This window comes from Microbacterium sp. LWH12-1.2 (assembly GCF_040675825.1).
In the GTDB taxonomy this organism is placed as follows: domain Bacteria; phylum Actinomycetota; class Actinomycetes; order Actinomycetales; family Microbacteriaceae; genus Microbacterium.
Genome location: NZ_JBEGIJ010000001.1, coordinates 1,438,223 through 1,465,050 on the forward strand (window position 1 = coordinate 1,438,223; position 26,828 = coordinate 1,465,050).

General features: G+C 68.0%; 28 protein-coding genes. 9 read left to right on the top strand and 19 right to left on the bottom strand.

The features are described from left to right. Window positions 1-3,408 (bottom strand): pyruvate carboxylase, encoded by a 3,408-nt coding sequence (locus tag MRBLWH12_RS06905; RefSeq protein ID WP_363547499.1) that lies wholly within the window; start codon window positions 3,406-3,408, stop codon window positions 1-3. Window positions 3,409-3,501: 93 nt separating this feature from the next. Between MRBLWH12_RS06905 and MRBLWH12_RS06910 the strand changes: the two genes are divergently transcribed. Then, window positions 3,502-4,314, top strand: a complete 813-nt coding sequence (locus MRBLWH12_RS06910; protein WP_341978387.1) for a ParA family protein — start codon at window positions 3,502-3,504, stop codon at window positions 4,312-4,314. Window positions 4,315-4,379: 65 nt separating this feature from the next. On the opposite strand, the gene MRBLWH12_RS06915 is transcribed toward MRBLWH12_RS06910, so the two are convergent. The 3 genes from MRBLWH12_RS06915 to MRBLWH12_RS06925 form a co-directional block, all read right to left on the bottom strand. Further along, on the bottom strand, window positions 4,380-4,925 hold the full coding sequence (locus MRBLWH12_RS06915; RefSeq protein ID WP_363547502.1) for a MerR family transcriptional regulator: 546 nt from the start codon (window positions 4,923-4,925) through the stop codon (window positions 4,380-4,382). Between the two features lie 99 nt (window positions 4,926-5,024). Next, window positions 5,025-5,714, bottom strand: coding sequence for a MerR family transcriptional regulator (locus MRBLWH12_RS06920; protein WP_341974339.1), 690 nt, complete (start codon window positions 5,712-5,714; stop codon window positions 5,025-5,027). Beyond that, window positions 5,714-6,196: an FHA domain-containing protein gene (locus MRBLWH12_RS06925; RefSeq protein ID WP_341974338.1), complete on the bottom strand. Its 483-nt coding sequence runs from the start codon at window positions 6,194-6,196 to the stop codon at window positions 5,714-5,716. Before MRBLWH12_RS06925 ends, MRBLWH12_RS06920 begins: the two co-directional genes overlap by 1 nt. 101 nt (window positions 6,197-6,297) lie before the next feature. Between MRBLWH12_RS06925 and MRBLWH12_RS06930 the strand changes: the two genes are divergently transcribed. The 3 genes from MRBLWH12_RS06930 to MRBLWH12_RS06940 all read left to right on the top strand — a co-directional run bounded on the left by MRBLWH12_RS06930 (window position 6,298) and on the right by MRBLWH12_RS06940 (window position 9,321). Continuing rightward, window positions 6,298-6,963, top strand: coding sequence for a copper resistance CopC family protein (locus tag MRBLWH12_RS06930; protein ID WP_341974337.1), 666 nt, complete (start codon window positions 6,298-6,300; stop codon window positions 6,961-6,963). Window positions 6,964-6,972: 9 nt separating this feature from the next. Continuing rightward, the gene (lpdA, locus tag MRBLWH12_RS06935) at window positions 6,973-8,370 is read left to right on the top strand and encodes a dihydrolipoyl dehydrogenase (protein WP_341974336.1); all 1,398 of its coding nucleotides are present in this window, start codon (window positions 6,973-6,975) and stop codon (window positions 8,368-8,370) included. 102 nt (window positions 8,371-8,472) lie between these two features. Next, window positions 8,473-9,321: a siderophore-interacting protein gene (locus MRBLWH12_RS06940; RefSeq protein WP_363547507.1), complete on the top strand. Its 849-nt coding sequence runs from the start codon at window positions 8,473-8,475 to the stop codon at window positions 9,319-9,321. A gap of 12 nt (window positions 9,322-9,333) precedes the next feature. On the opposite strand, the gene MRBLWH12_RS06945 is transcribed toward MRBLWH12_RS06940, so the two are convergent. The 7 genes from MRBLWH12_RS06945 to MRBLWH12_RS06975 all read right to left on the bottom strand — a co-directional run bounded on the left by MRBLWH12_RS06945 (window position 9,334) and on the right by MRBLWH12_RS06975 (window position 14,109). Further along, window positions 9,334-10,473, bottom strand: a complete 1,140-nt coding sequence (locus MRBLWH12_RS06945; RefSeq protein ID WP_363547510.1) for an FAD-dependent oxidoreductase — start codon at window positions 10,471-10,473, stop codon at window positions 9,334-9,336. Further along, on the bottom strand, window positions 10,466-11,182 hold the full coding sequence (locus tag MRBLWH12_RS06950; protein WP_363547513.1) for a methyltransferase domain-containing protein: 717 nt from the start codon (window positions 11,180-11,182) through the stop codon (window positions 10,466-10,468). Before MRBLWH12_RS06950 ends, MRBLWH12_RS06945 begins: the two co-directional genes overlap by 8 nt. Continuing rightward, window positions 11,172-12,332 (bottom strand): type III polyketide synthase, encoded by a 1,161-nt coding sequence (locus MRBLWH12_RS06955; protein ID WP_363551315.1) that lies wholly within the window; start codon window positions 12,330-12,332, stop codon window positions 11,172-11,174. Before MRBLWH12_RS06955 ends, MRBLWH12_RS06950 begins: the two co-directional genes overlap by 11 nt. A gap of 76 nt (window positions 12,333-12,408) precedes the next feature. After that, the gene (locus MRBLWH12_RS06960) at window positions 12,409-13,023 is read right to left on the bottom strand and encodes a CYTH domain-containing protein (RefSeq protein ID WP_363547516.1); all 615 of its coding nucleotides are present in this window, start codon (window positions 13,021-13,023) and stop codon (window positions 12,409-12,411) included. Further along, window positions 13,016-13,228, bottom strand: coding sequence for a response regulator (locus MRBLWH12_RS06965; RefSeq protein WP_341974330.1), 213 nt, complete (start codon window positions 13,226-13,228; stop codon window positions 13,016-13,018). Before MRBLWH12_RS06965 ends, MRBLWH12_RS06960 begins: the two co-directional genes overlap by 8 nt. Window positions 13,229-13,283: 55 nt before the next feature. Continuing rightward, entirely contained in the window at window positions 13,284-13,754 is a 471-nt protein-coding gene (locus MRBLWH12_RS06970; protein WP_363547519.1) for a prepilin peptidase, read from the bottom strand. A gap of 64 nt (window positions 13,755-13,818) precedes the next feature. Continuing rightward, on the bottom strand, window positions 13,819-14,109 hold the full coding sequence (locus MRBLWH12_RS06975) for a DUF1905 domain-containing protein (protein ID WP_341974327.1): 291 nt from the start codon (window positions 14,107-14,109) through the stop codon (window positions 13,819-13,821). 115 nt (window positions 14,110-14,224) lie between these two features. Between MRBLWH12_RS06975 and MRBLWH12_RS06980 the strand changes: the two genes are divergently transcribed. Genes MRBLWH12_RS06980 through MRBLWH12_RS06990 form a run of 3 tightly spaced genes read left to right on the top strand, consistent with a single transcriptional unit; the run spans window position 14,225 to window position 19,997 of the window. Then, window positions 14,225-14,962 carry a hypothetical protein gene (locus MRBLWH12_RS06980; protein ID WP_341974326.1) on the top strand — a complete coding sequence of 246 codons (738 nt, stop codon included), beginning with the start codon at window positions 14,225-14,227 and terminating at the stop codon, window positions 14,960-14,962. Beyond that, window positions 14,959-16,497, top strand: a complete 1,539-nt coding sequence (locus tag MRBLWH12_RS06985; RefSeq protein ID WP_363547523.1) for a DNA polymerase Y family protein — start codon at window positions 14,959-14,961, stop codon at window positions 16,495-16,497. Before MRBLWH12_RS06980 ends, MRBLWH12_RS06985 begins: the two co-directional genes overlap by 4 nt. Then, on the top strand, window positions 16,497-19,997 hold the full coding sequence (locus tag MRBLWH12_RS06990; RefSeq protein ID WP_363547526.1) for an error-prone DNA polymerase: 3,501 nt from the start codon (window positions 16,497-16,499) through the stop codon (window positions 19,995-19,997). The genes MRBLWH12_RS06985 and MRBLWH12_RS06990 overlap by 1 nt, the downstream gene beginning before the upstream one ends. A gap of 24 nt (window positions 19,998-20,021) precedes the next feature. On the opposite strand, the gene MRBLWH12_RS06995 is transcribed toward MRBLWH12_RS06990, so the two are convergent. From MRBLWH12_RS06995 to MRBLWH12_RS07005, 3 genes are all read right to left on the bottom strand, one after another. Next, the gene (locus tag MRBLWH12_RS06995) at window positions 20,022-20,405 is read right to left on the bottom strand and encodes a hypothetical protein (RefSeq protein ID WP_341974323.1); all 384 of its coding nucleotides are present in this window, start codon (window positions 20,403-20,405) and stop codon (window positions 20,022-20,024) included. Between the two features lie 65 nt (window positions 20,406-20,470). Further along, entirely contained in the window at window positions 20,471-20,674 is a 204-nt protein-coding gene (locus MRBLWH12_RS07000) for a hypothetical protein (protein WP_363547529.1), read from the bottom strand. Continuing rightward, window positions 20,667-20,807, bottom strand: a complete 141-nt coding sequence (locus MRBLWH12_RS07005; RefSeq protein ID WP_363547532.1) for a hypothetical protein — start codon at window positions 20,805-20,807, stop codon at window positions 20,667-20,669. The genes MRBLWH12_RS07000 and MRBLWH12_RS07005 overlap by 8 nt, the downstream gene beginning before the upstream one ends. Window positions 20,808-20,939: 132 nt before the next feature. On the opposite strand from MRBLWH12_RS07005, the gene MRBLWH12_RS07010 reads away from it, so the two are divergent. After that, a complete protein-coding gene (locus MRBLWH12_RS07010; protein WP_363547535.1) occupies window positions 20,940-21,746 on the top strand; it encodes an SDR family oxidoreductase in 807 nt (268 codons plus the stop codon). Between the two features lie 15 nt (window positions 21,747-21,761). On the opposite strand, the gene MRBLWH12_RS07015 is transcribed toward MRBLWH12_RS07010, so the two are convergent. From MRBLWH12_RS07015 to MRBLWH12_RS07030, 4 genes are all read right to left on the bottom strand, one after another. After that, window positions 21,762-21,998, bottom strand: a complete 237-nt coding sequence (locus MRBLWH12_RS07015) for a helix-turn-helix domain-containing protein (RefSeq protein ID WP_341974321.1) — start codon at window positions 21,996-21,998, stop codon at window positions 21,762-21,764. Next, window positions 21,998-22,489, bottom strand: a complete 492-nt coding sequence (locus MRBLWH12_RS07020; RefSeq protein WP_363547538.1) for a DUF2975 domain-containing protein — start codon at window positions 22,487-22,489, stop codon at window positions 21,998-22,000. Before MRBLWH12_RS07020 ends, MRBLWH12_RS07015 begins: the two co-directional genes overlap by 1 nt. Before the next feature lie 109 nt (window positions 22,490-22,598). Continuing rightward, on the bottom strand, window positions 22,599-23,459 hold the full coding sequence (locus MRBLWH12_RS07025; protein ID WP_363547541.1) for a Rieske (2Fe-2S) protein: 861 nt from the start codon (window positions 23,457-23,459) through the stop codon (window positions 22,599-22,601). 149 nt (window positions 23,460-23,608) lie between these two features. Beyond that, on the bottom strand, window positions 23,609-24,472 hold the full coding sequence (locus MRBLWH12_RS07030; protein WP_363547543.1) for a helix-turn-helix transcriptional regulator: 864 nt from the start codon (window positions 24,470-24,472) through the stop codon (window positions 23,609-23,611). Between the two features lie 116 nt (window positions 24,473-24,588). Here MRBLWH12_RS07030 and MRBLWH12_RS07035 point away from each other — a divergent pair, with 116 nt between their 5' ends. Then, entirely contained in the window at window positions 24,589-26,013 is a 1,425-nt protein-coding gene (locus tag MRBLWH12_RS07035) for an MFS transporter (protein ID WP_363547546.1), read from the top strand. Between the two features lie 9 nt (window positions 26,014-26,022). On the opposite strand, the gene MRBLWH12_RS07040 is transcribed toward MRBLWH12_RS07035, so the two are convergent. Continuing rightward, window positions 26,023-26,754, bottom strand: a complete 732-nt coding sequence (locus tag MRBLWH12_RS07040) for a DUF2306 domain-containing protein (RefSeq protein WP_363547548.1) — start codon at window positions 26,752-26,754, stop codon at window positions 26,023-26,025. Window positions 26,755-26,828 lie beyond the last annotated feature (74 nt).

Sequence of the window (26,828 nt, forward strand, 5' to 3'; positions counted from 1 at the left end):
TTAGTGCGCTGGGCGGATGACGACCAAAAGATCTCCCGCATCCACCTGCTGCGGGGAGGAGATCGCGAGACGTTCCACGACGCCGTCGGTGGGTGCGGTGATCGCTGCTTCCATCTTCATCGCCTCGATCGATGCGACCGGCTCACCCGCTCGAACGGATGCTCCGACCTCCGCCTTCAGCGTCACCACGCCGGAGAACGGCGCGGCGATGTGGCCCGCGATCGACGTGTCGGCCTTCTCCACCTGGTGCACGTCGACGACGATGGAGCGATCGCGGACGAAGACCGGACGCAGCTGACCGTTCAGCGTCGTCATCACGGTGCGCATGCCCTTGTCGTCCGCTTCGCCGATGGCTTCGAGCCCGACGAACAGCTGCACGCCGCGGTCGATCTCGATGACGTGCTCCTGCCCGGGGACCAGCCCGTACAGGTAGTCGCTGGTATCGAGCACCGACAGGTCTCCGAACAGTTCCCGCATCTGGGAGAACTCCCGCATCGGAGCCGGGAACAGCAGGGTGTTCAGACGAGCACGTCTGCTGGCGCTGTCGCCCGCCAGCGCCGTCTCGTCATCCGCAGAGATCTCGCTGACCCCGATGCGGATCTCGCGGCCGGCGAGCACCTTGGTGCGGAACGGCTCCGGCCATCCCCCTGGCAGTTCGCCCAACTCGCCCGCCATGAAGCCGACGACGGAATCCGGAACGTCGTACTTCCCCGGGTTCTCCTCGAAGTCGGCGGGGTCGGCCTTGACGGCGGCGAGGTGCAGGGCCAGGTCGCCGACGACCTTGGACGACGGCGTGACCTTCGGAACGCGACCGAGGATCCGATCCGCCGCGGCGTACATGTCCTCGATCAGCTCGAAATCGTCGGCGAGCCCGAGCGCCTTGGCCTGCTGGCGCAGGTTCGACAATTGACCGCCCGGGATCTCGTGGTGGTAGACCCGACCGGTGGGGCCGGGAAGACCGGACTCGAACGGCGCATACTGATGTCTGACCGCCTCCCAGTACGGCTCGAGGTCCGATACCGCGTCGAGCGAGATGCCGCTGTCGCGATCGGTGTGCGCCAGAGACGCGATCAGGGCCGAGAGCGAAGGCTGGCTCGTGGTACCGGAGAGGGGTGCGGATGCCGCATCCACGGCGTCCACGCCGGCCGCGCTGGCAGCGAGGAGAGTGGCGAGCTGTCCACCCGGCGTGTCGTGGGTGTGCAGGTGCACCGGAAGGTCGAAGCGCTCGCGGAGCGCACTGACGAGCTTCGCCGCAGCCATGGGCCGGAGGAGTCCCGCCATGTCCTTGATCGCGAGGATGTGGGCGCCCGCGTCGACGATCTGCTCGGCGAGGCGCAGGTAGTAGTCGAGTGTGTAGAGGTCCTCCGCCGGATTCAGCAGATCGCCCGTGTAGCAGAGCGCGACCTCGGCGATGGCGGTGCCGGTGGCGCGGACGGCTTCGATCGCCGGGCGCATCTGATCGACGTCGTTGAGCGCGTCGAAGATGCGGAAGATGTCCACGCCGCTGGCCGCTGCCTCGGCGACGAACGCCTCGGTCACGGCCGTCGGGTAAGGGGTATAGCCCACGGTGTTGCGGCCGCGGAGAAGCATCTGGATAGCGACGTTCGGCAACGCCGCCCGCAGCTTGTCCAGTCGCTCCCACGGGTCTTCGCCGAGGAAGCGCAGTGCGACGTCGTAGGTCGCACCGCCCCAGGCCTCCACCGAGAGCAGCTGCGGGGTGAGGCGGGCGATGTGCGGGGCGACCGCGACCAGGTCGCGTGTGCGTACTCGCGTCGCCAGCAGGGACTGGTGCGCGTCGCGGAACGTCGTGTCGGTGACGGCCAGTGCCGTCTGCGCTCGAAGGCTCCTGGCGAATTCCTCGGGGCCGAGTTCGAGCAGTCGCTGCCGCGAACCCGGTGCCGGAACAGCATCCAGGTCGATCGCCGGAAGCTTGGTCACCGGGTCGATCGCACCCGGATGAGCCCCGTTCGGCTTGTTGACCGTGACATCGACCAGCCAGTTCAGGATCTTCGTGCCCCGGTCCTTGGACACTCGGCCGCGCAGCAGATCGGGCCGCTCGTCGATGAACGAGGTGCTCACATCGCCGGCGATGAACGACTCGTCCTCGAGCAGCGCCTGCAGGAACGCGATGTTCGTGGAGACACCACGGATGCGGAACTCCGCCAGCGCTCGGCGGGCACGGGCGACCGCTGCGGGGAAATCGCGCCCGCGGCAGGTGAGCTTGGACAGCATCGAGTCGAAATGCGGGCTGATCTGCGAACCGGCGGCGGTCGTGCCGCCGTCCAGGCGGATACCCGCGCCGCCGGGCGAACGGTAAGTGGTGATCTTGCCCGTGTCCGGACGGAATCCCTGCGTCGGATCCTCGGTCGTGATCCGGCACTGCAGTGCGGCTCCGCGCACGTGCAGAAGCTCCTGCTGCAGACCGAGCTCTGCGAGCGTCTGGCCCGCGGCGATCCGCATCTGGGTCTGGACGAGGTCGACGTCCGTGATCTCCTCGGTGACCGTGTGCTCGACCTGGATACGCGGGTTCATCTCGATGAAGACGACTTCGCCCGCTCGCTCCCCCGCCGTCTCCAGCAGGAATTCCACCGTGCCCGCGTTCTCGTAGCCGATCGATCGCGCGAACGCCACACCATAACCGTGCAGGGCCGTGCGGATGCTGTCGTCGAGGTTCGGCGCCGGAGCGATCTCGACGACCTTCTGGTGGCGGCGCTGCACCGAGCAGTCGCGCTCGAACAGGTGAACGGTCTCACCGGTCTTGTCGGCGAGGATCTGCACCTCGATGTGGCGCGGGCGCACGACCGCCTGCTCCAGGAACATCCGCGCGTCGCCGAAGGCGCTCTCGGCCTCGCGCATCGCTTCGGCCAGCGCCGGAGCGAGCTCGCCCTTCGACGCGACCCTGCGCATCCCACGCCCGCCGCCACCGGCGACGGCTTTGGCGAAAAGCGGGAAGCCGATGTCGTCGGCCTGCGCGACGAGGGCATCGATGTCGTCGGATGCTTCGGTCGAGCGCAGCACCGGAACTCCGGCCTCGATGGCGTGCCGCTTCGCTTCGACCTTGTTGCCCGCCATCTCGAGGACGTGGGCGGGCGGCCCGATGAAGACGATGCCGTTCGCCGCAGCCTTCTCCGCAAGTTCCGGGTTCTCCGACAGGAAGCCGTATCCGGGATAGATCGCGTCGGCGCCGGACTCCCTGGCGACGCGGATGATCTCGTCCACGTCGAGGTAGGCGCGCACCGGGTGGCCGCGCTCCCCGATCTGGTAGGCCTCATCCGCCTTCAGGCGATGCAGGGATCCACGGTCCTCATAGGGGAAGACAGCGACCGTCCTGGCTCCCACCTCGAACGCGGCGCGGAAGGCCCGGATCGCGATCTCGCCGCGATTGGCCACAAGGATCTTCTGGAACATGCACACCTCTGAGAGCTCGACGTGCGGCGTTTTCGTCGCACATGGGGCGGGGCTGAGTGTTTCCTCAGCCTAGGGGAAGGTAACGTGGAGTCCGTGCACGTACTCAGCGTCAGCTCTCTCAAGGGCGGTGTCGGCAAGACGACCGTGACTCTCGGCCTGGCCTCAGCGGCTTTCGCCCGAGGCGTCCGGACCCTCGTCGTCGACCTCGACCCGCAGTCCGATGTGTCAACCGGCATGGATATCCAGGTTGCCGGCCGGCTCAACATCGCTGATGTCCTGGCGAACCCGAAGGAGAAGATCGTCCGCCAGGCGATCACCTCCAGCGGCTGGGCGAAGGTCCACCCCGGAACGATCGACGTGCTCATCGGCAGCCCTTCGGCGATCAACTTCGACGGACCGCATCCGAGCGTCCGCGACGTCTGGAAGCTCGAAGAAGCCCTCGCCGCGGTCGAAGCCGATTACGATCTCGTGCTCATCGACTGCGCCCCGTCGCTGAATGCCCTCACCCGCACGGCCTGGGCTGCGAGCGACCGCGTCATGGTCGTCACCGAGCCGGGTCTGTTCTCGGTCGCGGCGGCCGATCGAGCCCTTCGCGCGATCGAAGAGATCCGTCGCGGACTCTCCCCTCGTCTGCAGCCGCTCGGCATCGTGGTGAACCGGGTGCGCCCGCAGTCGATCGAGCACCAGTTCCGCATCAAGGAACTGCGCGATATGTTCGGGCCTCTCGTGCTCGCCCCGCAGCTTCCGGAGCGTACCTCGCTGCAGCAGGCGCAGGGCGCCGCGAAACCCTTGCACATCTGGCCGGGCGACTCCGCTCAGGAACTCGCCGCGGACTTCGACTCGCTGCTCGATCGAATCATCCGCACCGGTCGTATCACGGTTTCCGAGACGGGCACCCAGTCCTGACAACCAACGCAGAATAAAAACGGCCATCCTCTCGCGAGGGTGGCCGTTCTCTTTCGAGTCGGAGACTACGCCGAACGCTTGGTTCGGCGAGCCGAGAGTTCGTCGACCGGGTCCGGTGCCGTCGGATCGAACTCGACGAGCGTCGACTCCACTTCGCGGAGCACCTTCCCGACGGCGATGCCGAAGACGCCCTGACCGCGGCTGACCAGGTCGATGACCTCGTCGTTCGAGGTGCAGAGGTAAACCGACGCACCATCGCTCATGAGCGTGGTCCCGGCGAGATCGCGGATGCCGGCAGCGCGAAGCTGGTCGACGGCCGTACGGATCTGCTGAAGCGAGATGCCCGTGTCGAGCAGTCGCTTGACGAGCTTGAGGACCAGGATGTCGCGGAAGCCGTAGAGCCGCTGCGAACCGGACCCGCTGGCGCCGCGGACGGTGGGAACTACCAGCTCGGTGCGCGCCCAATAGTCCAGCTGGCGGTACGTGATCCCGGCTGCGCGTGCGGCGACCGCACCGCGATAGCCGACCTCATCATCCATGGCGGGCAGACCGTCCGTGAAGAGGAGTTCGGACACGAACTGCGGGTCGCCTGAAAGCTCATCCGCATTCATCTGAAATCCTCCCTGGAGCCGTTACCTCCACGCTAGAGCAGTGCCCCAGCAGCAGCAATGACATCTGCACTTCGGTGCAGGTGTGTCGCAATCAGTTCGTTACGAAAGCACTCGCGAGAGGGCATCCTTGACGAACAGCGAGCGCACTTCGTCGATCTTGGTGGCCAGCTCCGGGGCCATCTCGCTCGCCTTGGCGCGCGAGATGGCATCCGTCCGGCGCAGCAGCGCGGACATCGCCGATTCGATGAGCGCCACTTCGCGTTCTGCCCCCTGCCGGATGGAACGCAGGTGCCGAGGCTCGATGCCGTGCCGATCCAATGCGACGAGACCGCGGAGCAGTGCGACCGTCGCTTCGGGATATGTCTCGGACGCTGTGATGACGCCGGTGCTGATCGCGTCGTTGAGAAGCTGCGGGCCTGCACCGGCCGCGGAGAGCAACTCGCCGCGACGGTAGCGTCGCGGCGGAGGCGTGATCGAGGGCGGCGGTGCAAGAGCCGCTCCGGCTCCGCCATTCGTCTCGGCGTCGTCGAGCTGCTCCCGGATGACGCTGAGCGGCAGATAGTGGTCGCGCTGCAGCACGAGGCCGAGGCGCAGCCGTTCGATGTCCGCCTGCGAGAACTTGCGGTAGCCCGACTCGGTTCTCGAGGGCGTCACGATGCCCTGCACCTCGAGGAAGCGCAGCTTGCTGGAGGTGAGTTCCGGAAACTCCGGGGTGAGCCGCGCGAGCACCTGACCGATGCTCAGAAGACCCGCGGACGCTGAGCGTTCGCGGGCGTGAGGTGCCGCCATCAGCCGTTCGCCGCCGAGCGGTCGACGGATGAGAGGAAGAAGTTCAGCCGGAACTTGCCGACCCGCAACTCGGAACCGTCGACGAGTGCACTGCGGTCCACTCGCTCCCCGTTCACGTAGGTGCCGTTGAGCGAGCGCTGGTCGATGATCTCGAAGGACGAGCCGTTGCGAGTGATCTCAGCATGACGACGCGACACGGTCACATCATCGAAGAAGATGTCCGCCTCCGGGTGACGACCGACCGTCGTGACGTCGGTGTCGAGGAGGTAGCGGGCGCCGGCGAGTGCGCCGGAGCGCACCAGCAGTAGCGCTGATCCGGCGGGCAACGCCGCGATCGCGGACTGCTCGACCTCGGTCAGCTCCGCCCCGAAGGGAACGAACGACAGATCGGAATCATGCCCGAACGTCTGCGTTACATCGTGCTTCTGCTCGCCGGAACGGTGAATCGCTTCCCCGCCCGATCGGCTCTCGCTGTCTGTCACAGTGGCCCTCCTCGTTGTCCAGACTATCCGATGCCGGGGGCGCCGCGGGAGGTCGGGTTCGCACTCAGCCCGCACATACCGGAGATTCATAGGCTGACCAGGTGCACACGACCGTTCGCCACCGCCCCGCTGTCCCGCTCACCGCCCCGTTCGCTCTCGCCGCGACGCTGTTAGCGGCTTTTCTGGTGCTGGGCACTCCGGTACCGGCATCCGCGCACGACAGCCTGCAGGCATCGAGTCCGGCCGCCGATACGACGGTGGAGACGCTGCCAGCCGAGCTGACGCTCACCTTCAGCGCGAAGCTGATCGACGGCGAAGGGGCGACGGAAGTCGTGGTCACGGATGCCGCCGGCCGATCTGTGACCGACGGAGCAGCGACCGTCGACGGCGCGATCGTCACCCTGCCGCTGGTGGCCGAGGCGGACGCCGGCGTCTACCACGTGATCTGGAAGGTCGTCTCCAGCGACGGCCATCCGACAGACGGGGAGTTCTCCTTCACCGTGGCCACGAGCACCCTCACGGAACCGACCGCAGCGCCGACCACCGCCCCCGCCCCCTCGGAGACGCCGTCGGCCGAGCAGAGCCCGCCGGCCACCGCGACGACCGAGGGCACTCCCGCGGACGGCGATGCGTTCCTGGACGCTCTGCCCTGGATCATCGGTGCCGTGGTCGTCGCGGGGCTCGGCGGCGCGGTCGTCGCCGTCATGGTCTCGAGGGCCCGTCGCAGGGGCGCTGCATCCGATTCCGACGACGCCTCAGCGCGCTAGGCTTGAGGCATGCCACACTACGATGTCGTCGTTCTCGGCGCGGGTCCTGGCGGATACGTCGCCGCCGTTCGCAGCGCACAGCTCGGCCTGTCCACTGCCATCATCGAGGAGAAGTACTGGGGCGGTGTCTGCCTCAATGTGGGCTGCATCCCCTCCAAGGCTCTTCTGAAGAACGCAGAGCTCGCGCACACCCTGAAGCACAAGGCCGAGTTCTTCGGCATCTCGGGTGAGTTCACGCTCGACTTCGGCAAGGCGTGGGATCGCAGCCGCGAGGTGGCCGACGGTCGCGTCAAGGGCATCCACTTCCTGATGAAGAAGAACAAGATCACCGAGTACGACGGTCGCGGGACCTTCACCGGCCCCAAGGCGATCTCGGTCGCGAAGACCGATGGCACGACCGAAGAGGTCACCTTCGACAACGCCATCATCGCCACCGGCTCGACGGTGCGCCTGCTTCCCGGCGTGACGCTGAGCGACAACGTCGTCACCTACGAGGCGCAGATCCTCTCGCGTGAGCTGCCGGAATCGATCGTCGTCGTCGGCGCCGGCGCCATCGGCATGGAGTTCGCGTATGTCATGACGAACTACGGCGTCAAGGTCACGATCATCGAGTTCCTCGACCGTGCGCTCCCCAACGAGGATGCGGACGTCTCCAAGGAGATCGCCAAGCAGTACAAGAAGCTCGGCGTTGAGATCCTCACCTCGACCAAGGTCGAGACGGTCGTCGACAACGGCTCGTCCGTCACCGTCACCTACACGGCCAAGGACGGCCAGCAGAGCTCGATCGAGGCCGACAAGGTCCTGATGTCGATCGGCTTCGCTCCGAGTGTCACCGGCTTCGGCCTGGAGAACACCGGCGTGAAGCTCACCGACCGTGGCGCGATCGACATCGATGACCACATGCGCACCAACGTCGAGGGCATCTACGCGATCGGTGATGTCACCGCGAAGCTGCAGCTCGCCCACGTCGCCGAGGCGCAGGGCGTGGTCGCCGCCGAAACCATCGGCAAGGCCGAGACGATGACTCTGGGCGACTACCGGATGATGCCGCGGGCGACGTTCTGCTCGCCCCAGGTGGCGTCCTTCGGTCTCACCGAGCAGCAGGCCAGGGACGAGGGGCGCGACATCAAGGTCGTGTCGTTCCCGTTCATGGCCAACGGCAAGGCGCATGGCCTCGGCGAGCCGGTCGGCTTCGTGAAGCTCATCGCGGATGCCGAGCACCTCGAACTCATCGGCGCACACATGATCGGCCCGGACGTCTCGGAGCTCCTCCCCGAGCTCACGCTCGCGCAGAAGTGGGATCTGACGGCTCTCGAGCTCGCTCGCAACGTGCACACCCACCCGACGCTGTCCGAAGCCCTGCAGGAGGGCTTCCACGGCCTCGCCGGGCACATGATCAACTTCTGATCAGCCTGAGCTGAAACGGCCTGACTACGTATCCGTAGTCAGGCCGTTTTCAATCCGGCCCGCTGCCCATCGCCGCCCCAGTTCCCCCACGGAGGAGATCCCATGACCGAGCCGAACCGCATGTATGGAGAAGTCGTCGAAACCGAGCTCCTCTCTCCCCATCTGCTGCGCGTCGTCCTCAGCGGATCCGGGCTGGACGCCTTCGAGCCGATCGAGGACACCGACCAGTACGTGAACTGCTTCTTCCTTCCCGACGGAGCTCCCTATGAGGTCCCGTTCACCGACGACGCGGTCCGGGAGCTCCCGCGCGACCAGCGCCCGTTCGCCCGCAGGATCACCGTGCGCGCGTGGGACCCCCGGACGCGGCGGCTGGCCCTCGATTTCGTCGCCCATGGGGATGTCGGGTACGCCGGGAGATGGGCGCTGCACGCACAGCCTGGCGACCGGCTGCAGCTGCGTGGTCCGGCCGGTGGCTACCGCCCGGAGGATGACGCCGACAGCTATCTGTTCGTCGGCGACGCCAGTGCGCTTCCCGCGATCGCCGCATCCGCTGACGCCGTTCCCGAGGGACGACCGGTGGTGATCATCGCCGAAGTCGGCTCGGCCGAGGACGAGATCCCACTCGCCTCGCCGGGCGAACTCACCGTGCGCTGGGTGCACACGGTCGACGGCGGAGACCCCGACGCCCTCCTGGCCGATGCCGTGGCCGCACTTCCCCCGCTGGAGGGAGTCGTGAGCGCCTTCGTGCACGGCGAGGCCGAATCAACACGCGCGGTGCGCCGCGTGCTGCTGAGCGCGGGCATCGTCGCCGAGGATCGTCTGTCCTGCTCCCCCTACTGGCGCCTCGGATACGATGACGAGGCATGGCGATCCGTCAAGGCGGCCTGGGTCCGCGAAGTCGCCGCCGAGACGCTTCCCACCCCGGTGCGTAGCGAACCATCATCCGCCTGACGGTTACCGCTCCTAAAGCCCCTTCATCGTGATCGTGTCCGCCATCCGTCCGTTCCCGGCGCCCGACCCGAGCACGCGGATCAGGAGTTCTCGGGTGTGCACGACGAGAGGCTGCGCCGGAGCACCCATCGCCATGTAGAAACGGGCACGGCTCTGGGTGCGGCGAGCAGCTCGTCTGCTGCGCCGTTCGAACCCGCGGAGGCCCGTCGTCCCGCGCCCCAGCGATTGCTCGATCCGGTCGGCGAGGCGCAGGGCATCCAGCCAGCCGAGGTTCATCCCCTGTCCCCCGATCGGGCTGATCTCGTGCGCGGCATCCCCGAGCAGGAAAACGCGGCCCACGACCGTACGGGCAGCGAGATGCTGAGCCGCCCGGAACGCCGTCGGCCGGACGCCGTCGGGGACGGTCAGCCCGACACCCGTGCGTTCCTCGATCGCCGCGCGGAGATCGGCGGCGTTCCAGCGCGCACTCGCCGCGGCTGCTGAGCCGCCCGACGCATTCCGCACCACCCATCGCCGGATGCCGCCCGGGAGCGGGAAGGACTCCACCAGCCCTCCGGGTTCGCAGTACAGACGTGCACGAGAGTCCGCGGCAGGGGCGGGGACATCCATCATCAGGTAATCGGCGGTGCCGCGTCGCCGCTGCCATCCGATTCCGAGCATCTCGCGGATGCCGCTGCGCACACCGTCCGCTGCGACGAGAAAGGATGATGTGAGCTCGCGACGGTGCCCGCCGATGTCGACGGTCAGCCTGACGAACTCGTCCCCGTCTCTGACGGCGAGCGCGTCGCATCCCGACCGGAGCGCCGCCGCGTCGACCTGTTCGAGTCGTTCGCGCAGCAGTGCGCCGGTCCGATGCTGCGGCAGGACCAGGACCGGTCGATCACGCGTGAAGTCGACAGAGGCCAGCGTGCGTCCCCGGCTGAGCACATCACCGCCTTCCAGCGCCAACGCTTCCGCGCGCACACGATCGCCGATCCCGGCCGCATCGAGGGCGTCCAGACCGGGCGGGTGGATTCCGATCGCCCTGCTGCGCTCGTCCGCTCCGGTGCGCTTCTCGCAGACGGCGACGTCCATCCCCCGCTGGGCGAGCAAGCAACCGAGCAGCAGCCCCACCGGGCCCGCTCCGACGATCACGACGTCGTGGTCAGGCATCGGCCCGCTCCCACCGCAGTTCCAGCCGGGCCGGAACCCCTGGCCGCACCGCCCATCCGGCCGGCACCACGGCCGTCAACTCCCGCGCGGTGTATGAGCGGCGGATGCTGGTCAGCCCATCATCTCGAATGAACGATCCGGCGAGAAGATTTCCGGCGAACGGCCACGTGGCGGCGGCGAAGAGCGCATAAGCGGCTCTGCTCCGCGCGATGTCGTGATGCACGACGAGGCCACCATCGCCGACGAGTCGACGGGTATCCGCCAGAAGCTCCTGCAGCTCATCGGCGGCGAGGTGATGGAGCAGATGGTTGGACATCACCACATCGAAGACGGCGCCCTCTCGAACCAGATCGGAGGTGTGCGCGCAGCGGTATCGCACCCCCGCGCCATCGTCATGGGACTCGGCCCAGCTCACCGCGCGACGGTCGGCATCCAGCGCGGTGATCTCGGCATCGAGGCCGTCCCGGTGCAGCCGCCTGGCGAGTTCACGGCACAGGTCGCCGCCGCCGGCACCGACATCGAGGATGCTGATCGAGCATCGCCGGGCACGCGGGCGCACATCACGCCGATAGATGAGTCCTGGGCGGGAGACGATCGCGTTCACCAGCCGGAATCGCTGATACGTGCGATCCAGCATCCGGCGATCCGCACCAGGGTCGTCCATCAGCTCGCGCAGCCCCACCGCGCGAGCCGACAGTTCAGGCGGCATGGCTCCTCGGGGCGACGACGGTCATCAGAGCGCTCTCCGCGGTGAGTCCTGGACCGAAGGCCATCGCCGACACCCGATCGCCGTCCTGCGCCCCTTCGTCGAGGATCCGCTTCATGACGAAGAGGACGGTGGCGCTGGACATGTTGCCGTTCGTGCGCAGGGTCTCGCGCGCGGGATGGAGCTGCTCGTCGGTGAGTCCCAACTTCTCCTGCACCCGGTCGAGGATGCTGCGCCCGCCGGGGTGGATCGCCCAGTGCTGGACCGCCTCGCCGATCGCGTCGTCTTCGAACGCCGCGGCGAGCGCGGGCTCCGCGTACAGCGGCCGGATCGCGTCGTGGATGCTCTCGCCGATGATCTGCGGCACCGCGGTCGAGAGGACCATCTCGAATCCCTGATCGCCGATCGTCCAGGCCATGTCCTGCTCTCCCCTCTCCGTGATCGCGGTGTGGAACCGGTCCAGGCGCAGGGCTGGCACGTCCGAGTCGAATGTGCGCGCGGTGACGATGCCCGCTGCCGCTCCGTCCGCGAAGAGGGAGGAGGCGACGATCAGGTCGGGGTCGTCGGAGGAGCGCAGATGCAGCGTGCACAGCTCGACGCTGACGACGAGCACCACCGCATCCGGATCGGCCGCGCAGAACTGGCTCGCCGCCCGCAGCGCCGGCATCGATGCGTAGCAGCCCATGAACCCCAGGTGGTAGCGCTGTACTCCGTCGGGCAGACCGAGGGCGCGCACGATCTCGTAGTCGGGACCCGGCGCATGGAATCCGGTGCAGGACACCGTGATGACGTGGGTGACATCGGCGGCGGTGATGTCCGGGTCGGCATCCACCGCCCTGCGCGCCACCTCGACGAACAGCCGGCCGGCCTCGCGTGTGTACAACTCGTTGCGCACTTTGGTGCCAGGAGCGAGCAGTTCACCGGATGATCTGTCGAAGAATGTCGGTTCGTCGACTTCGGCTTTCAACGACAGTTCGGTGAGCACCGTGTGCCGGGTCTCGATGCCGGACACATTGAACGACGTCGCCACGATCCGCTTCGCCAACCGCCCGATATCGGGCTGGGCGGCGAAGACGTCTCGCACCTCCTCCTGGATCAGAACAGTGTCGGGGACCATCGTCTGCAGGGACCGGAGCACGGGAGCGAGGCGCATGCTGTCACTCAAGCATGCTGCGTGCTTCCACGGAAGGGGGTGGCATCGAGACCGCTTCTCTGCGATGCTCGCCTGTTCAGAAGCCGAGCGCGCGGGCGAGTTTCGAGCCGGATGCCGAGTGCCGCCCGCCGGCGGCGAAGACCGCTGTCTGCACGGCGAGGAAGAACGTCGTTCGACCTGCGGCATCGGTGGGTGCCGCCGGTCCCAGCTCCATCTCCCACTCCCGCCATTCGCGCTGCGTGCCGGTGCGGAGGTCCGTGGCGCGGACATGGTCGTCGACGAACTCGGCGACGACACCGTCTGGACCGGTGAGCAGATAGGCGACGCGGTCGTTCTCGATGCGCGCCAACGGGGTGAGCGGCTCTGTCGTCCAACGGGCGATCATGTCGGCGATGGCATCAGGGAGGGCGTCGCCCTCTCCGAGCGGCCAGCCGAGCTCGAGGCGTCCGTCCCCCTCCCGGGGTCCCTTCAGATGCCACCCCGCGTCGGGTCCGCCCGTGCGCCGGCGCAATGCGACACCGGAACGCGAGAGAGTGCCGTCGACAGTATCGAGGTAGCGTGCGTCGAGGGCCCTGGCCTCTCCCTCGGTGACCGCGTCCACGCCGGGGATCGCGTCCCAGCTCGGCAGGGGCGTCTCGGGGTCGACGTCGAACTTGCGCTCGATCTCGACCGTTCGGGAGGGTTCAGTCATCTGCCGGATTGATGTCCTCGAGGGACTCGTCGTACCAGTAATCGATCTCGGTGGGCCCGTCGTGCGGGCCGGTGTTCTCCGGTTCGCCGCGTCGGTTGTACACCACCTGAGTCTCGCTGTAGGGGACGATCAGCTTGTCGTCCGCGTCGCCGAGGGGAATGATCTGCCCGTCCAGCGGGCCGCCGTGAAGCCGTGCAAGTGCCATGTGCTCACCCTAGCGTCGCTCCGCTGCAGCGAGGGAGAAGGCTGCGGCGGGGCATTCAGCCCGCCGCGACGCCGAGGATGGCCCCGACGATCATCCATGGGCCGAAGGCGATCCGAGTCGAGCGATCCGCGCGACGCAGGGCCATCAGCACCAGCGCGTACAGCGCACCGAGCACGAAGGCGGATGCCGCTCCGACGGCGAGCGCCTGCCAGCCGTGCCACCCCAGCACCACCCCGATCACGGCGGCGAGTTTCACATCCCCGCCGCCCATGCCTTCCCTGCTCACCATGCGCAGCGCCGCATAGAAACCGCCCAGGATCAGCATCCCCAGCACTGCCCCGATCAGCGGCCGGGACTGTCCGGTCAACAGTGCTTCGGCCACCACGAGCACCAGCAGCGCGACGAGCGTGGGCAGGACGATCCTGTTCGGCAGCCGGTGCGTCCGCACGTCGATGACAAGGAGCCAGCCGCCGATTCCGAGCAGCGCGAGGTGCACGACGACGGCGAGCACTTCATGGAGGTCCATCAGGGAAGGCTAGAAGATCGGCGGGTGCCGCGTGCGGGGGCTGTGGATAACTCGTCGCGTCGCGTCAGAGGCCGACGATGTCGAGGTGGACCAAGACGATATCGCCCTCGCCGATCCCCTGGGCCTCGCGAATCGCCTTCTTCAGCGGCAGCACGTAGCCCGCGTCACCGGGAAAGATCGAGGTCGTCCAGTGGGAGGAGCCGATTGCGGCGTGCACCCGGAGGGAACCGAATCCGCGTGACGGTGCGGGCAGCTCGCGCAGGTCGTCGGAGAGCTCTTCCGGCATGGTCGCGAAGAACCACGATGCCGTGCGCGCGTCCCACCGGGTCACGGCGCTCTCGAATTCGATCCGCATGGCCACAGCGTAGTCAGCGCATCCGACATCGCTGCGCTCGCACTGATGTCCGACGTTCGAATTATCGTCTTCATCATCACTTGCTTTATTCGAATATATCTTCGAGGATGGTTACATGGGGATCGGGCTCGATGCGGTGACCGCGCTCTCTCCGGCTGGCGACTCCCGCGCCGGAGAGGTGCTGCGGTTGCGCCGCGAGATCAGCAGGATGCAGCGCCGTCGCAGCGAGCTTCCGTTACTCCCCCTCGATCCCGCCTTCGCCTCCCTGCTGCCGGAAGAGGGATTGCAGATGGGCGCCGCGTACACGGTCTCCTCCTCACCGAGTCTCGTGCTGGCGCTGCTGAGCGCGGCATCGCAGAAGGGGCTCTGGTGCGCCGTGATCGGCATGCCGACTCTGGGCGTCGAGGCCGCGGCGGGGTTCGGCATCGACCTGTCGCGGTTGATTCTCGTCCCTGAACCCGGCGAGCGCTGGCTGGCCGTGACCTCCGCTCTCTCCGAGGTGGTCCCGCTCATCGCCGTGCACCCCGGTACGCGAATGCGCGATGCGGACGCCTCCCGGCTGAATGCGCGCCTGCGCGACCGCGGCTGCACGCTGCTCGTGACCGAGTCGCTCGCCACCGGCACCTGGCCGCAGAGCGAGGGGACCATCCGGCTCCGCGATCCGCACTGGCACGGTCTCGGCACCGGTTGGGGTCTGCTCTCGGACTGCACCGTGACGGTGACCGCGCAGACCAGGCGCACGCCGATGCCGTCGAGCGTTCAGGTCCGGCTGCCGGGCTCGCACGGAGCCGTCGAGACCGTCGACACGATGGCACCTCCCGTCGAGATCTCCCGCTGGGCGGTCGCCGGATGAACGCCCCGCTCCGCGTCCTCGTGCTGTGGTTCCCCGACTGGCCGCTACGGGCCGCTCTCGGGAGTCCGCCTCCGCATCCGCCCACGGCCCTGGTGCACGCGAACGCCGTGGTGGCCTGCACGGCGTCGGCACGCGAGCACGGCGTCCGCGCCGGGCAACGCCGCCGGGTCGCACAGGGGCACCTTCCGGCACTGCGGGTGCTCCCCCACGATCCGGCCAGAGACGAACGCGCCTTCCTCCCCGTGCTGCATCTCATCGAGAAGCATGCCCCCGGCGCCTCTCTGCTGCGCCCAGGACTCGCTGCTCTCCGCGCACGGGGCATCGCCCGATTCCACGGCGGGGAGAGCGAGGCGGCAGATGCCCTCCTCCGCGTCCTCACCCATGCCGGCTTCCCCGAAGCGCGGATCGGCATCGCAGACGGCCCGTTCACGGCAGAGGCGGCCGCCCGCAGTATCCGCCCCTGGACCATCGTGCCCCCTGGCGGAGCGAAGGAGTACCTGAGCGCGTTCGATGTGCAGGCGCTGCGTGACGAGCAACTGGCCGGTCTCCTGATCCGGCTCGGGGTGCGCACCCTCGGAGAGTTCGCCGCTCTCGACGCCCTCGAGGTACGGGATCGCTTCGGAGAGCGCGGGGCACGTCTGCATGCGCTCGCCGCCGGCGCCGATTCCCGTCCGCTCGTCCCTCGTCCTCCTGATCCGGAGCTCGTGCGGGCTGTGGAGTTCGAGCCCCCGTTGGGTGGTGCGGATCAGGTGGCCTTCGCCGTACGGCAGACAGCGGATGCGGTGATGCTCGCCCTCGGCGATGCCGACGTCGTCTGCACCGAGGTGCGCATCGACCTGACCGACGACAACGGCCTGGTCTTCTCCCGCTCCTGGCTGCATCCGACCTGTTTCGACGCCGCCGACCTCGTCGACCGGGTGCGCTGGCAGCTGGAGGCACTGGCGGCGGAGCATGCGAAGGAGCCCGTCGACGAGGCCAGAGCCTTCGGCGGCATCGCCGCTGTGCGCATCACCCCTGTCGCAGTCGACGATGCCGCTCACCATCAGCCGGGACTCTTCGGTTCGGGATCCGACGAACGCCTGCATCACGCCGTCTCCCGCGTGCAGACGATGGTCGGTCATCAGGGCGTGGTCACCGCTGCGGTCGCCGGTGGTCGCTGGCTCGCCGACCGGCAGGTACTCACGCCGTGGGGCGAGCGCACGGTCACACCCCGGGATCCGGATCGCCCCTGGCCCGGCAGCCTTCCCGATCCGGTGCCGGCCGAGGTCTTCCTGCCACCACGACCCGTCGTCCTGGAAAGCATCGTCGGCACCGAGGTCGGCATCGACGAGAGAGGGATGCTCTCCGCCGACCCCGCACGCATCGACGGCGCCGCCGTGCAGGCATGGGCGGGGCCGTGGCCGATCGACGAGCGCCGGTGGACCGCGGCGCAGGGCCGCCGCGGGCACCGATTGCAGATCGTCGACGACCGGAACCGGGCGTGGTTGGTCTTCCGCGCCCGTGATCGCTGGTGGGCAGAGGGCAGGTACCGCTGATGGGGTGGCACAATCCCCCGCTGACCTGGGCAGAGCTGGAGCGCACCCTCAGCGGCGAAGAACCCGTCGAGAAGAGCCCGACCGCCGAACCTCCGGCCCACCGCACCGATCCGGGGCCGGTGAGCCGGAAACGAAAGCACATCCCGCCCGCGGAGATCACCCGCCCTGCGGATGCCGTGCCCTACGCCGAGCTGCACGCCCATTCCTCGTACTCGTTCCTCGACGGCGCCTCATCGCCGGAGGATCTCCTCGCCGAGGCCGAGCGACTCGGCCTCACCGCCCTCGCCCTCACCGATCACGACGGCTTCTACGGCGCTGCGCGCTTCGGCGAACTGGCCGAGACCATGAAACTCCAGGTGCAGACGGTGTTCGGCGCCGAGCTGTCCCTCGATCTGTCTGCACCGCAGCGGGGTGCCGCCGACCCCGCCGGCGAGCATCTGCTCGTTCTCGCGGGTGGGCTGGAGGGCTACCACCGCCTCTCCGGAGCGATCTCCGCCGCCCAGCTGCGAGGCGGCGAGAAGGGCCGCCCCGTCTACGATCTCGACGAACTCGTCGAGAAGGCCGGCGGTCACTGGACGATTCTCACGGGATGCCGCAAGGGCGGCGTGCGACGAGGGTGGGAGCAGGGGGATGCCGAGACGCCACTGCGGCGCCTCGTCGACCTGTTCGGACGCGATCATGTCGCCGTCGAACTGTTCGATCACGGCGATCCGCTGGACTCCCGCCGCAATGACGCCCTCGCCGAGCTCGCCGGTCGGATGCGGCTGCCGGTCGTGGCCACGAACAACGTGCATTACGCCGCTCCCGGGCGCGCCGGGCTCGCCGAGGCGGTGGCCGCCGTGCGGGCGGTACGCAGCATGGACGATCTGGACGGATGGCTGCCCGTGCACGGCGGCGCGCACCTGCGCAGCGGAGCCGAGATGACCGCACGGTTCCGGCGCTACCCCGGCGCGATCTCGCACGGGCTCGAGCTGGCAGCGGCATCCGCCTTCCCCCTGCGGCGCGCGCGACCGGCGCTACCCCAGCAGGAGGTTCCGGAGGGGCACACTCCGATGAGCTGGCTGCGTGCTCTGGTCTGGGAGGCCGTTCCCGAGAAGTATCCGCGCCTCGATGCCGACGGGCGAAGCCGGATCGAGCGAGAGCTGAACGTCATCGAGGAGAAGGATTTTCCTGGCTACTTCCTCATCGTGCACGGCATCGTCGCCGAGGCGAAGCGCCTCGGCATCCTCTGCCAGGGACGAGGATCCGCTGCGGCGAGCGCGGTCTGCTATCTGCTGGGGATCACCGCCGTCGATCCGATCCTCTACCAGCTCCCCTTCGAGCGCTTCCTCGCCACCACACGCCAGGAGGAGCCCGACATCGACGTGGATTTCGACTCCCGCCGACGGGAGGAGATCATCCAGTGGGTGTACGCGAAGTACGGCCGGGAGCGGGCAGCGCAGGTGGCGAACGTCATCCAGTACCGCCCGAAGAACGCCGTACGCGACATGGCGAGGGCTCTCGGCTTCTCCCCCGGCCAGCAGGATGCCTGGTCGCGCCAGGTCGACGGGTGGGGCGCCGGGGTGGAGCCCGTGGAAGGGCACGACATCCCTTCGAACGTTCTCGAGTACGCCGGCGAACTGCTGAAGGCGCCCCGGCATCTCGGTATCCACTCCGGCGGAATGGTGCTCACCGCCCGACCGGTCGGCGAGGTCGTGCCTGTGGAGCACGCGCGCATGGAGAACCGCACCGTCATCCAGTGGGAGAAGGACGACGCCGCCTGGATGGGGCTGGTGAAGTTCGATCTGCTCGGCCTGGGGATGCTCGCCGCCCTTCAGCACTGCTTCGACCTCATCGAGGAGGCGACCGGCGAGACCTGGAAGCTGGAGACTCTCCCCAAGGAGGAACCAGCGGTCTATGACATGCTCTGCCGCGCTGATTCCATCGGGGTGTTCCAGGTGGAATCCCGGGCGCAGATCGGTCTGCTCCCCCGGCTGCAGCCGCGGAGCTTCTACGATCTCGCAATCCAGATCGCCCTGATCCGGCCCGGCCCGATCCAGGGTGGGGCGGTGCATCCGTTCGTCCGCCGCAAGATGGCGAAGGACAGACTCGACGAGGAGAACAGGGAACGGTCGGAGCGCGGCGAAGACCCCCTGCGCCTGGATATCCCGTACCCGCATTCCGATCTGGAACCCATCCTGAAGCGCACCCTCGGTGTTCCGATCTTCCAGGAGCAGCTCATCCAGATGGCCACCGCCATCGGCGACTGCACTGCCGATGAGGCGGATCTCCTGCGCCGCGCGATGGGTTCCAAGCGCGGCCTGGAGAAGATCGAGCAGGTCCGCGAGAAGCTCTACGCGGGCATGAACAGGCGCGGACTCGACAAGGACACCGCCGACCGCATCTACGCGCAGATCCAGGCTTTCTCGAACTTCGGCTTCGCCGAGTCGCATTCGCTGTCTTTCGCTCTGCTGGTCTATGCCAGCTCCTGGCTGAAGCTGCACTACCCGGCGGCCTTCCTCGCCGGGCTCCTCCGTTCGCAGCCGATGGGTTTCTACTCCGCGGCAACCTTGACCGCCGACACCCGCCGGCACGGCGTGGAGGTGCGTCGCCCCGACCTGCATGCCTCGGGCGCGACCGAGACCCTGGAGCCGCTCCGGCCCGATCGACCCGACCAGCCCGAGGAGTCCGAGGACGCTTCTGCCCAGCGGACGCCGACCGGGCTGGACTCCTGCCTCGATGATCCGCAGCCGACGCCTGCCCGTTTCGACCGGAGCGCACCGGACGATTCCGCCGCCCACCGCCGGGACGGCAGGTACGCGGTGCGGCTGGGGCTCAGCGGCGTCCGCGGGATCGGCGTGCCGATGGCGGAGCGCATCGTCGCGGAGCGGGAAGCGAACGGCCTCTACCGGGATTTGAACGACCTGGTGCGGCGCACGGATGCGACCGCCGCCCAACTGGAAGCGCTCGGTACCGCTGGCGCTTTCTCCTGCCTCGGCCTGAAACGCCGGGAAGCGATCTGGCTCGCCGGTGCCGCCGCCGATGACCGCGCCAGATTCCTCCCCGGGACGACGGTGTCGGTGCAGCCGCCGTTGTTCGCCGATCAGTCCAGTTATGAACAGCTCGCCGCCGACCTCTGGGCGACGGGGGTCTCCACCGACGATCATCCGATCGCGCACTTCCGCGCGGCGCTGCGCGAACGCGGGGTGCTCACCGCCGCCGACCTGCAGACCCATGAGACGGGCCGGCGCATCGAGGTCGCCGGGCTCGTCACGCATCGGCAGCGGCCGGCGACCGCGGCAGGGGTCACCTTCATGAACCTCGAGGATGAGCACGGACTCGTCAACGTCGTCTGCTCGACCGGGGTCTGGAACCGCTACCGCCGTGTCGCGCGGGAGTCGCCGGCGCTCATCATCCGCGGCATTCTCGAGCGCTCCGCCGAAGGCGTCGTCAACGTGCTCGCCGACGCGTTCGAAGACCTGCGCACCGGCATCTCGCACCGGTCACGGGATTTCCGATGAGAGACCCACCGCCGGGCAGGTGTGTCACCAGAAGCGCTCGGCCTCCGGCTGAGGAGGGCGATCGCTGCCGCCCCAACGATCGGCTTCTGCCTTCGCCGCATCCGCGGCCGCATCCGCACCGCGCAGTGCCACCTTCGCACCGGTCGGCCCCGGACCGATCGGATCGACGGTGAGCACCGTCCCGGCGCCCGCTCCGTGCATGGTGACCGTGCAATCGAGCACCCGCCCCAGCCAGCGGGAGATCTCGCCGTGATGCCCCTCTGCGCGCTGGAAGCGGATGCCGGTGTCGAGGTCGACGAGGGCGAGCACGATCGGCTCTCCGGTCAGGTCGTCGTGACGCTCCGTCACCTCGAGCCGATGCCCTTGCGGAATCGCGACCTGAGCAGCCAGCACGAGAGTTCTGTCCATGGCCTCAGCCTACGAAGGCGCGGGCCGAAGGGGAAGAAGTCGTCGATGATACGCGTCGGCCGCGTCTACTCCCTCGAATGATCCTCGTCGAGCGGCACCTCTTGGCGCTGCTCCACGACATCTGCCGGGTTCGCCTCGGACCCGCCGAAGTCCGGTACTGCGACGGGTGGCGCTTCGGGTTCGTTCGGCTCCTCGATTTCCGGGCGCTCCTGCTCCTGGAGATCGGCTGTCGGCTTCTGATCTTCGATGGGGTCGATTCCGTCAGGCATGAGATGCTCCCTCCTCGCGGTGGATGACTCCAGCCTGCGATTCGGCACCGGTGCCCGCAAGGGGGTTGACGCGGTGCGGCATGGTCGGCGCGACCAGGCGATGACGCGATGAAGCGTCACGAGGTCGCATCATCGGTGATCTCCTCGATGGGCTATGAACCGGAGACCGATTGACACCGCCAGATCGGTTGCGGGGCGTATCTCACGCGTCGCGGGCTGTAAACCCCCTCCCGGCCTATGGCCGAACGCGGCTACCTTGCCTCGCATGTCACAGAGAGGCTTCTCCCCCGTAACCGCCATCGTCACCGCGTCCGACTCGGGGATCGGTGCCGCCACAGCCCTCGCACTCGCCGACGCCGGTATGGATGTCGGCGTCACATGGCATTCAGACCAGGAAGGCGCCGAACGCACAGCTGCGGCTGTGCGTGAGCGCGGCCGCCGTGCCGTCGTCGCCAGGTTCGATGCGACAGCGATCGACGAGGTCGGCGAGGTCGTGGACCAGCTGGCCGACGAGCTCGGCGGTCTCGACGTCTTCGTCAACAACGCCGGCGGCGGAACCGGAGGCCCGTTCCTGGAGGTGTCGGCCGATCAGTGGAGCGAGGTCATCGCGCTGAACCTCGACGGTGCGTTCGCCGGGCTCCAGGCGGCAGCGCGGCGGATGGTCACGGCAGGCACGGGTGGCCGGCTGATCGCGGTGACGAGTGTGCACGCGCATCAGCCACGAGTCGGCGCGGCAGCGTACGTGGCTGCGAAGCACGGCCTCGCCGGACTCATCAAGACCATGTCGCAGGAGCTCGGTCAGCATGGGATCACCGCGAACGCGGTCGCGCCTGGCGAGATCGCCACGCCGATCAATCACATGGAGTCGTCAGATGCCGATTCCACGCACCGCCCCGGCGTGCCGCTGGGCCGGCCGGGGAAACCGGAGGAGGTCGCCGCGGTGATCGCCTTCCTCGCCTCCACCTCCGCCAGCTACGTCACCGGCGCGAGCTGGTCGGTCGACGGCGGGATGCTACAGATGGGCCCGCAAGCCGGGTCGCATCTCACTGACGACGCGTGGCGCCGGGGATGAATCGTCGGTACCGCCTCAGCCTGCGGCATCCACCGGGCGTGCCGCATCCGCCGGCACCCAGCGCAGCAGGTCGCCCGGTTGGCAGTCCAATGCTTCGCACAGCGCATCGAGCGTCGTGAAGCGAACAGCTTTCGCTCGACCGTTCTTGAGCACGGCAAGATTCGCCGGACTGATTCCGATCTGCTCAGCGAGGGCTCCGACCGCCAACTTCCGCTGCGCCAGAACGATGTCGATGTCGACGACGATCGGCATCAGACCACCTCATCGAGTTCGGATCGCAGCGCACGCGCCTCGGCGTCACGATCGATCGCCTGCACCAGAAGGCGCCTCATCACCACGACGAGCAGCGCCATCCCCATCAGCACGCACGACGCCCCGCAGATCAGGCCGACGATCCCCGGGGCGACACCACCGGGTGCGAGCAGGACGGCCAAGGCGAACGTGAGCGCAGCCGCGGCCGCGATGGAGCCGATGATCACATCCACGTAGCGGAACGCGCGCCGTGAGAATACGGCGTCCTTGCGAACGAGCGTCAGCAGACGCCAGACGCAGACCGCGAAGATCTGCATCGTGAGGACCCCGAGCCCGAGGATCACGACGAACGCGACGCGCCCGGTCATAGCCGCACCCTCGCTCTCCAGGTCCGCCCAGATCAGCGGCAGCACGACCGTCTGCACGACGAGCGAACCGATGAGCGAGATCGCGATGACGGCCCGCAGGATGTAGATCGTCAGATTCCCCATGGTGTTCTCCCCTTGTTCGAGACACCCATCCTATCGACTTTCGATAGATTTCGCACGATAATCGATCTATCGAGTCCTCAGTGATCGCCCCGCGGCAAGGGATCCGAACTCAGGCTGACCGGACGAAGATGCGTCCGCCGTCCACACGGACCTCCCACTGCGGCTGAGGCACGCTGGCTGGGCCACGCACGACCGATCCATCCTGGGTGCGGAACCGGCTGCCGTGCCATGGGCAGGTGACGCAGCCATCCTGGTCAAGGGTTCCCTCATCGAGCGGGCCACCCGCATGCGAGCACACGGCCGAGATCGCCCGCAGTTCTTCACCGCGCCGAGCGAGGAGAACGGGCACGCCGTCGGCCGTGACGCGCGCGAGCGCCCCTTCCGTGATGTCGGCATCGGCGGCGACATCCGTCCACGTTCGCGTCGGGTGCTGGAACGCGGTGCGGTTCACTCCGACACCGCGCACGAACGACAGGTGGCCACCGAGATACGCGGAGGCGAGTGTCGTGCTGAGCGCGAGGAGGCTGAGCACGACACCGACGCCGCGATGCCCGCGCCGTCGCGCGAACCAGGACGCCGCCTGCAGCCCGGTTCCCGCGGCGTTCGCGAGGCCGTGCACGAGACCGACGCGCTTGTTCCGTCCGACGGTGTCCGCCCAGTCGGACGCGCCCGACATCGCGGTCGGCACTGCCGAAAGGATGCCGAATCCGACGAGTCGGCGCGCCGCCTTGGCCCCTTCCTCCCCTGCGGTGAGGTCCAGTACGGTCGCCGCGCCCCAGGCGCCGATAGGCAGATCGGTCAGCACCGGGTGCAACTGATGCCCGAGCCACGAGCCGGACAACGCATTCTTGACGACTGTGGGTTTCGCGACCGCGCCGACCGCATCGCTGACCGTCGCCGCAACGCGGTCGAGCCTCTTGTCCCCGCCGATCTTATGTATCAGCGCGTTGATCCCTGTTCTCTCCGACATCTCGATCACTCCTTCGCTGGTGGCGTCAAGATGCCCTTCTACCCTGCAGTCTCGACGACGTCAACCGGGTGGCGTCGACCTCATCCGGATGATCCGTGCGCGCAGCGACACCTTCGGCGTAAGACCCGAGCCGGGCGCCCGACGAACGCCTACACGCAGGTGAGAAGGCGGAGCGCAGCCTGCGAAGCGCTACCGGGGCGCGCGGTGTGCGTGAGGATTCGCTGCCCGTTGCCCTCGGGGAGGTGCAGCACCTCGTAGTCCAGTTCGATATCACCGACGGCCGGGTGCCGGAAACGCTTGGTGCCGCTCGTGCACAACCGCACCGAGTGCCCTGCCCACAGAGATGCGAATTCCGGACTGTTCATGCTGAGCTGGCCGACGAGCTCGGCGAGGTACCGGTCGTCAGCGAACGTCGCCGCCGCGTACCGCATCGATGCGACGGCCACCTCGGCCTCCGTCTCCCAATCCGCATAGAGATCACGGGTGTGCGGATCGCAGAACAGCATCCTGATGTGATTGGGCCGCTCAGCGGGCCGGGATGGCGCTGTCACGTCGAGATGACCTGCCAACAGCAGATGGCCGGCGCGGTTCCAGGCGAGGATGTCGTTGAAGCGTCCGAGCAGCACAGCCGGCACATCACCCATCGCATGCAGGAGCTGTTCCGCACCCGGTTTCGCGATCTCCGGCGCGGAGGTCCGCGGCCGCTCGAGCGGGGTCGGATGCGCCAGCACGAACAGATGCGCCCGCTCATCGGCATCCAGCTGCAACGCGCGCGCAAGGGCCTCGATCACCGCGTCCGAGGCGTTCTGCGACTGCCCCTGCTCGAGCCGCGTGAGGTATGTCGCCGAGACTCCCGCCAGCTGCGCCAGCTCTTCGCGGCGCAGGCCCGGCACCCGGCGCCGACCATACGAGCGGACCCCGGCATCCTCGGGGGCCAGACGGTCCCGGCGAGAGCGCAGGAATTCCCCCAGCTCGGTGACGGGCCGATCAGCCTCCAGCGCTCGTTCGTCCATGCCCTCATTCTCTCGGGCTTTCCCTGCCGTTGCCTGCCCCTGCCAGTACTAGGCACCGGGAGGGCAGCCAATCCAGGGTTCTGGCTGGGCTCTGCGCAACGGCGGAGGCTGGATGCATGACCGACGCACTCTCGCTCACCCGACCTGCTCTCCCGAAGTCCCCACGGCTCACCGTCGGTGATCGCCTCGCGGTCATGGTGCTGTTGACGGCGAATTTCACCCTCGCTGTCGACTTCTCCATCCTCAACGTCGCATTGCCGCACATCGGCCGCGAGCTCGGGTTCGCGACGTCTGCACTGCAGTGGATCGTGACGGCATTCGCACTGTGCGCCGCCGGCTTCACGCTGTTCTTCGGCCGGGCCGCCGACCTGTTCGGACGCCGGCGTCTGTTCCTGATCGGCATCATTCTGCTCGGCGTCTCCTCCCTCGCCGGCGGACTCGCCCAGGAGCCAGTGCTACTGCTCTCCGCCCGCCTCGGTCAGGGCATCGCCACCGCGATGGTCACTCCGGCCGCATTGTCGCTGCTGACCACGATGTTCTCCGAAGGAGCAGCCCGCGCCCGCGTTCTGGGGCTCAACGGCGCACTCATGGCGGCCGGCTTCACGGCCGGAGCAGTGCTCGGCGGCATCCTGACCGGGACCGTCAGCTGGCGCTGGGCATTTCTCATCAACGTGGTCGTCGCGGTGATCGTCGTTGCCATCGCGCCATTCGTGCTCCGCGAGCCTGCGGCAGGGCCCCGCCCGCGCCTCGACGTACCAGGAGCGGTCACCGTCACCCTCGCCCTCATCGCCCTGGTGCTCGGCATCGACATGGCCGGCCATGTGGGCTGGGCGAGTCCTGCTGCGTGGGGTCCGATCGCGGCGGCCGTCGTGCTGTTCGCCGCGTTCCTGACCATCGAGTCCCGCCTCGCCGATCCCCTCATCACTCCCGCTCTCCTCCGGCGCACCAACGTCGCGTGGGGCAACATCGCCGGACTGCTGGCCTTCGCGACCGAGACCTCTCTCGTCTTCCTTCTCACGCTCTACCTTCAGGAGACGCTGGGTTTCAGCGCTGTCGTCGCCGGTCTGATGCTTGCTGTGCTCGGGGTCGGTACAGTCATCGGCGGCGTCATCGCCCCGCGAATCATCGGAAAGACCGGCGCCAAGGCTGCGATCGTCATCGGATTCGTCGTGCAGGCGGCTGCGACACTGCCGCTGGCCTTCCTCTCCGAGGACCACGCCTGGGTGATCCCGCTCCTGATCGTCACCTTCATCGGGGGCGTGGCGAACCTCGTCGCGATCGTCGGCTACACCGTCATCGCCACATCGGAGATTCCGTCTGAGCAGCAGGGACTCGCGACCGGACTCGTCACGATGAGCCAGCAGGTCGGGATCACGCTGGGCACTCCGGTCATGTCTGCGATCGCAACGAGTGTCGTCGCGTCTACTCTGCTTCCTGGCCTGCAGATGGCGATCGGAGTCAATGCCGGGATCGCGCTTGTCGCGGCACTGCTGGTTGCCGCATTCCTCCGGACGCCGCGACGATCTGTGGATGCGATCTAGCAAGGCCCTCTATCCGGTGATCCGGAATGCAGGCAACCCGCGGCGCCGCACCAGCAACTCCGCGACGATGATGTTGGGCAGCCAGCACAGGAACGGCACCGTGACGTATGCGTTGTCGAAAGCCACGCCGAAGTCGATGTCATCTCCGAAGGAGAGCTGACCGGTGATGAACACACCCATCCAGAGCCGGAGTGTGACGGCGGCGAAAGTGAGAGCGAAGTTGCGGATCATCCAGGCCTGGTGACTGCGGACATCACCCGTGCGAATCGCCCGATAGGCACGCCAGGCGGTGAACAGCCAAAGGACTGCCAGGGAACCGAACCCGAAGAAGCCGACCAACCCGGCCTGGTTGGTCGGCGAGAGAACGAGAGCCGCCGTGCCGCCCAGGGCGACCGAGACGAGGTAGATGCGTCCGATCATTCGGTGGGCGCGACGGAACCGGTTGCGAAAGCGTTGAGGGAACTGCAGCGGCCCGAGGGCCAAGGCGACGCCGCCGAGTCCGATGTGGAGATAGAACGCGGCCTGCAGCACCGGGGGCAGCGTGAGGTAGTGGGGGGCAAGGCCGACTCCGTCCTCCGCCTGCGACGTGAGATCTCCGCTCGCATACTGACTGACGAGGAAGGCAGCAACCGCGATCGACGCGAGGGCGACAAACGCCCAGCTGATCCGGCGTCTGGCGGCGCCGGGGGCAGACACGGGGCCTGGCTGCACGGCGGCATCCTGAGTCGTTTTCGTTGTCATGCCGCGAGTGTAAGGAGCGGCATGGCGGTGCGGACACCCGGCTGGCCTTCGGCTTCGATCGGGTTATCCCCCTT

What these genes read in the sequence shown, in the direction of transcription:
- MRBLWH12_RS06905 (WP_363547499.1), bottom strand. Translation starts at nt 3,408, where the DNA reads ATGTTCCAGAAGATCCTTGTGGCCAATCGCGGCGAGATCGCGATCCGG.
- MRBLWH12_RS06915 (WP_363547502.1), bottom strand. Translation starts at nt 4,925, where the DNA reads ATGAATGCGGATGAGCTTTCAGGCGACCCGCAGTTCGTGTCCGAACTC.
- MRBLWH12_RS06920 (WP_341974339.1), bottom strand. Translation starts at nt 5,714, where the DNA reads ATGGCGGCACCTCACGCCCGCGAACGCTCAGCGTCCGCGGGTCTTCTG.
- lpdA (WP_341974336.1), top strand. Translation starts at nt 6,973, where the DNA reads ATGCCACACTACGATGTCGTCGTTCTCGGCGCGGGTCCTGGCGGATAC.
- MRBLWH12_RS06940 (WP_363547507.1), top strand. Translation starts at nt 8,473, where the DNA reads ATGACCGAGCCGAACCGCATGTATGGAGAAGTCGTCGAAACCGAGCTC.
- MRBLWH12_RS06945 (WP_363547510.1), bottom strand. Translation starts at nt 10,473, where the DNA reads ATGCCTGACCACGACGTCGTGATCGTCGGAGCGGGCCCGGTGGGGCTG.
- MRBLWH12_RS06950 (WP_363547513.1), bottom strand. Translation starts at nt 11,182, where the DNA reads ATGCCGCCTGAACTGTCGGCTCGCGCGGTGGGGCTGCGCGAGCTGATG.
- MRBLWH12_RS06955 (WP_363551315.1), bottom strand. Translation starts at nt 12,332, where the DNA reads ATGCGCCTCGCTCCCGTGCTCCGGTCCCTGCAGACGATGGTCCCCGAC.
- MRBLWH12_RS06960 (WP_363547516.1), bottom strand. Translation starts at nt 13,023, where the DNA reads ATGACTGAACCCTCCCGAACGGTCGAGATCGAGCGCAAGTTCGACGTC.
- MRBLWH12_RS06965 (WP_341974330.1), bottom strand. Translation starts at nt 13,228, where the DNA reads ATGGCACTTGCACGGCTTCACGGCGGCCCGCTGGACGGGCAGATCATT.
- MRBLWH12_RS06970 (WP_363547519.1), bottom strand. Translation starts at nt 13,754, where the DNA reads ATGGACCTCCATGAAGTGCTCGCCGTCGTCGTGCACCTCGCGCTGCTC.
- MRBLWH12_RS06975 (WP_341974327.1), bottom strand. Translation starts at nt 14,109, where the DNA reads ATGCGGATCGAATTCGAGAGCGCCGTGACCCGGTGGGACGCGCGCACG.
- MRBLWH12_RS06980 (WP_341974326.1), top strand. Translation starts at nt 14,225, where the DNA reads ATGGGGATCGGGCTCGATGCGGTGACCGCGCTCTCTCCGGCTGGCGAC.
- MRBLWH12_RS06985 (WP_363547523.1), top strand. Translation starts at nt 14,959, where the DNA reads ATGAACGCCCCGCTCCGCGTCCTCGTGCTGTGGTTCCCCGACTGGCCG.
- MRBLWH12_RS06990 (WP_363547526.1), top strand. Translation starts at nt 16,497, where the DNA reads ATGGGGTGGCACAATCCCCCGCTGACCTGGGCAGAGCTGGAGCGCACC.
- MRBLWH12_RS06995 (WP_341974323.1), bottom strand. Translation starts at nt 20,405, where the DNA reads ATGGACAGAACTCTCGTGCTGGCTGCTCAGGTCGCGATTCCGCAAGGG.
- MRBLWH12_RS07000 (WP_363547529.1), bottom strand. Translation starts at nt 20,674, where the DNA reads ATGCCTGACGGAATCGACCCCATCGAAGATCAGAAGCCGACAGCCGAT.
- MRBLWH12_RS07005 (WP_363547532.1), bottom strand. Translation starts at nt 20,807, where the DNA reads ATGATGCGACCTCGTGACGCTTCATCGCGTCATCGCCTGGTCGCGCCG.
- MRBLWH12_RS07010 (WP_363547535.1), top strand. Translation starts at nt 20,940, where the DNA reads ATGTCACAGAGAGGCTTCTCCCCCGTAACCGCCATCGTCACCGCGTCC.
- MRBLWH12_RS07015 (WP_341974321.1), bottom strand. Translation starts at nt 21,998, where the DNA reads ATGCCGATCGTCGTCGACATCGACATCGTTCTGGCGCAGCGGAAGTTG.
- MRBLWH12_RS07020 (WP_363547538.1), bottom strand. Translation starts at nt 22,489, where the DNA reads ATGGGGAATCTGACGATCTACATCCTGCGGGCCGTCATCGCGATCTCG.
- MRBLWH12_RS07025 (WP_363547541.1), bottom strand. Translation starts at nt 23,459, where the DNA reads ATGTCGGAGAGAACAGGGATCAACGCGCTGATACATAAGATCGGCGGG.
- MRBLWH12_RS07030 (WP_363547543.1), bottom strand. Translation starts at nt 24,472, where the DNA reads ATGGACGAACGAGCGCTGGAGGCTGATCGGCCCGTCACCGAGCTGGGG.
- MRBLWH12_RS07035 (WP_363547546.1), top strand. Translation starts at nt 24,589, where the DNA reads ATGACCGACGCACTCTCGCTCACCCGACCTGCTCTCCCGAAGTCCCCA.
- MRBLWH12_RS07040 (WP_363547548.1), bottom strand. Translation starts at nt 26,754, where the DNA reads ATGACAACGAAAACGACTCAGGATGCCGCCGTGCAGCCAGGCCCCGTG.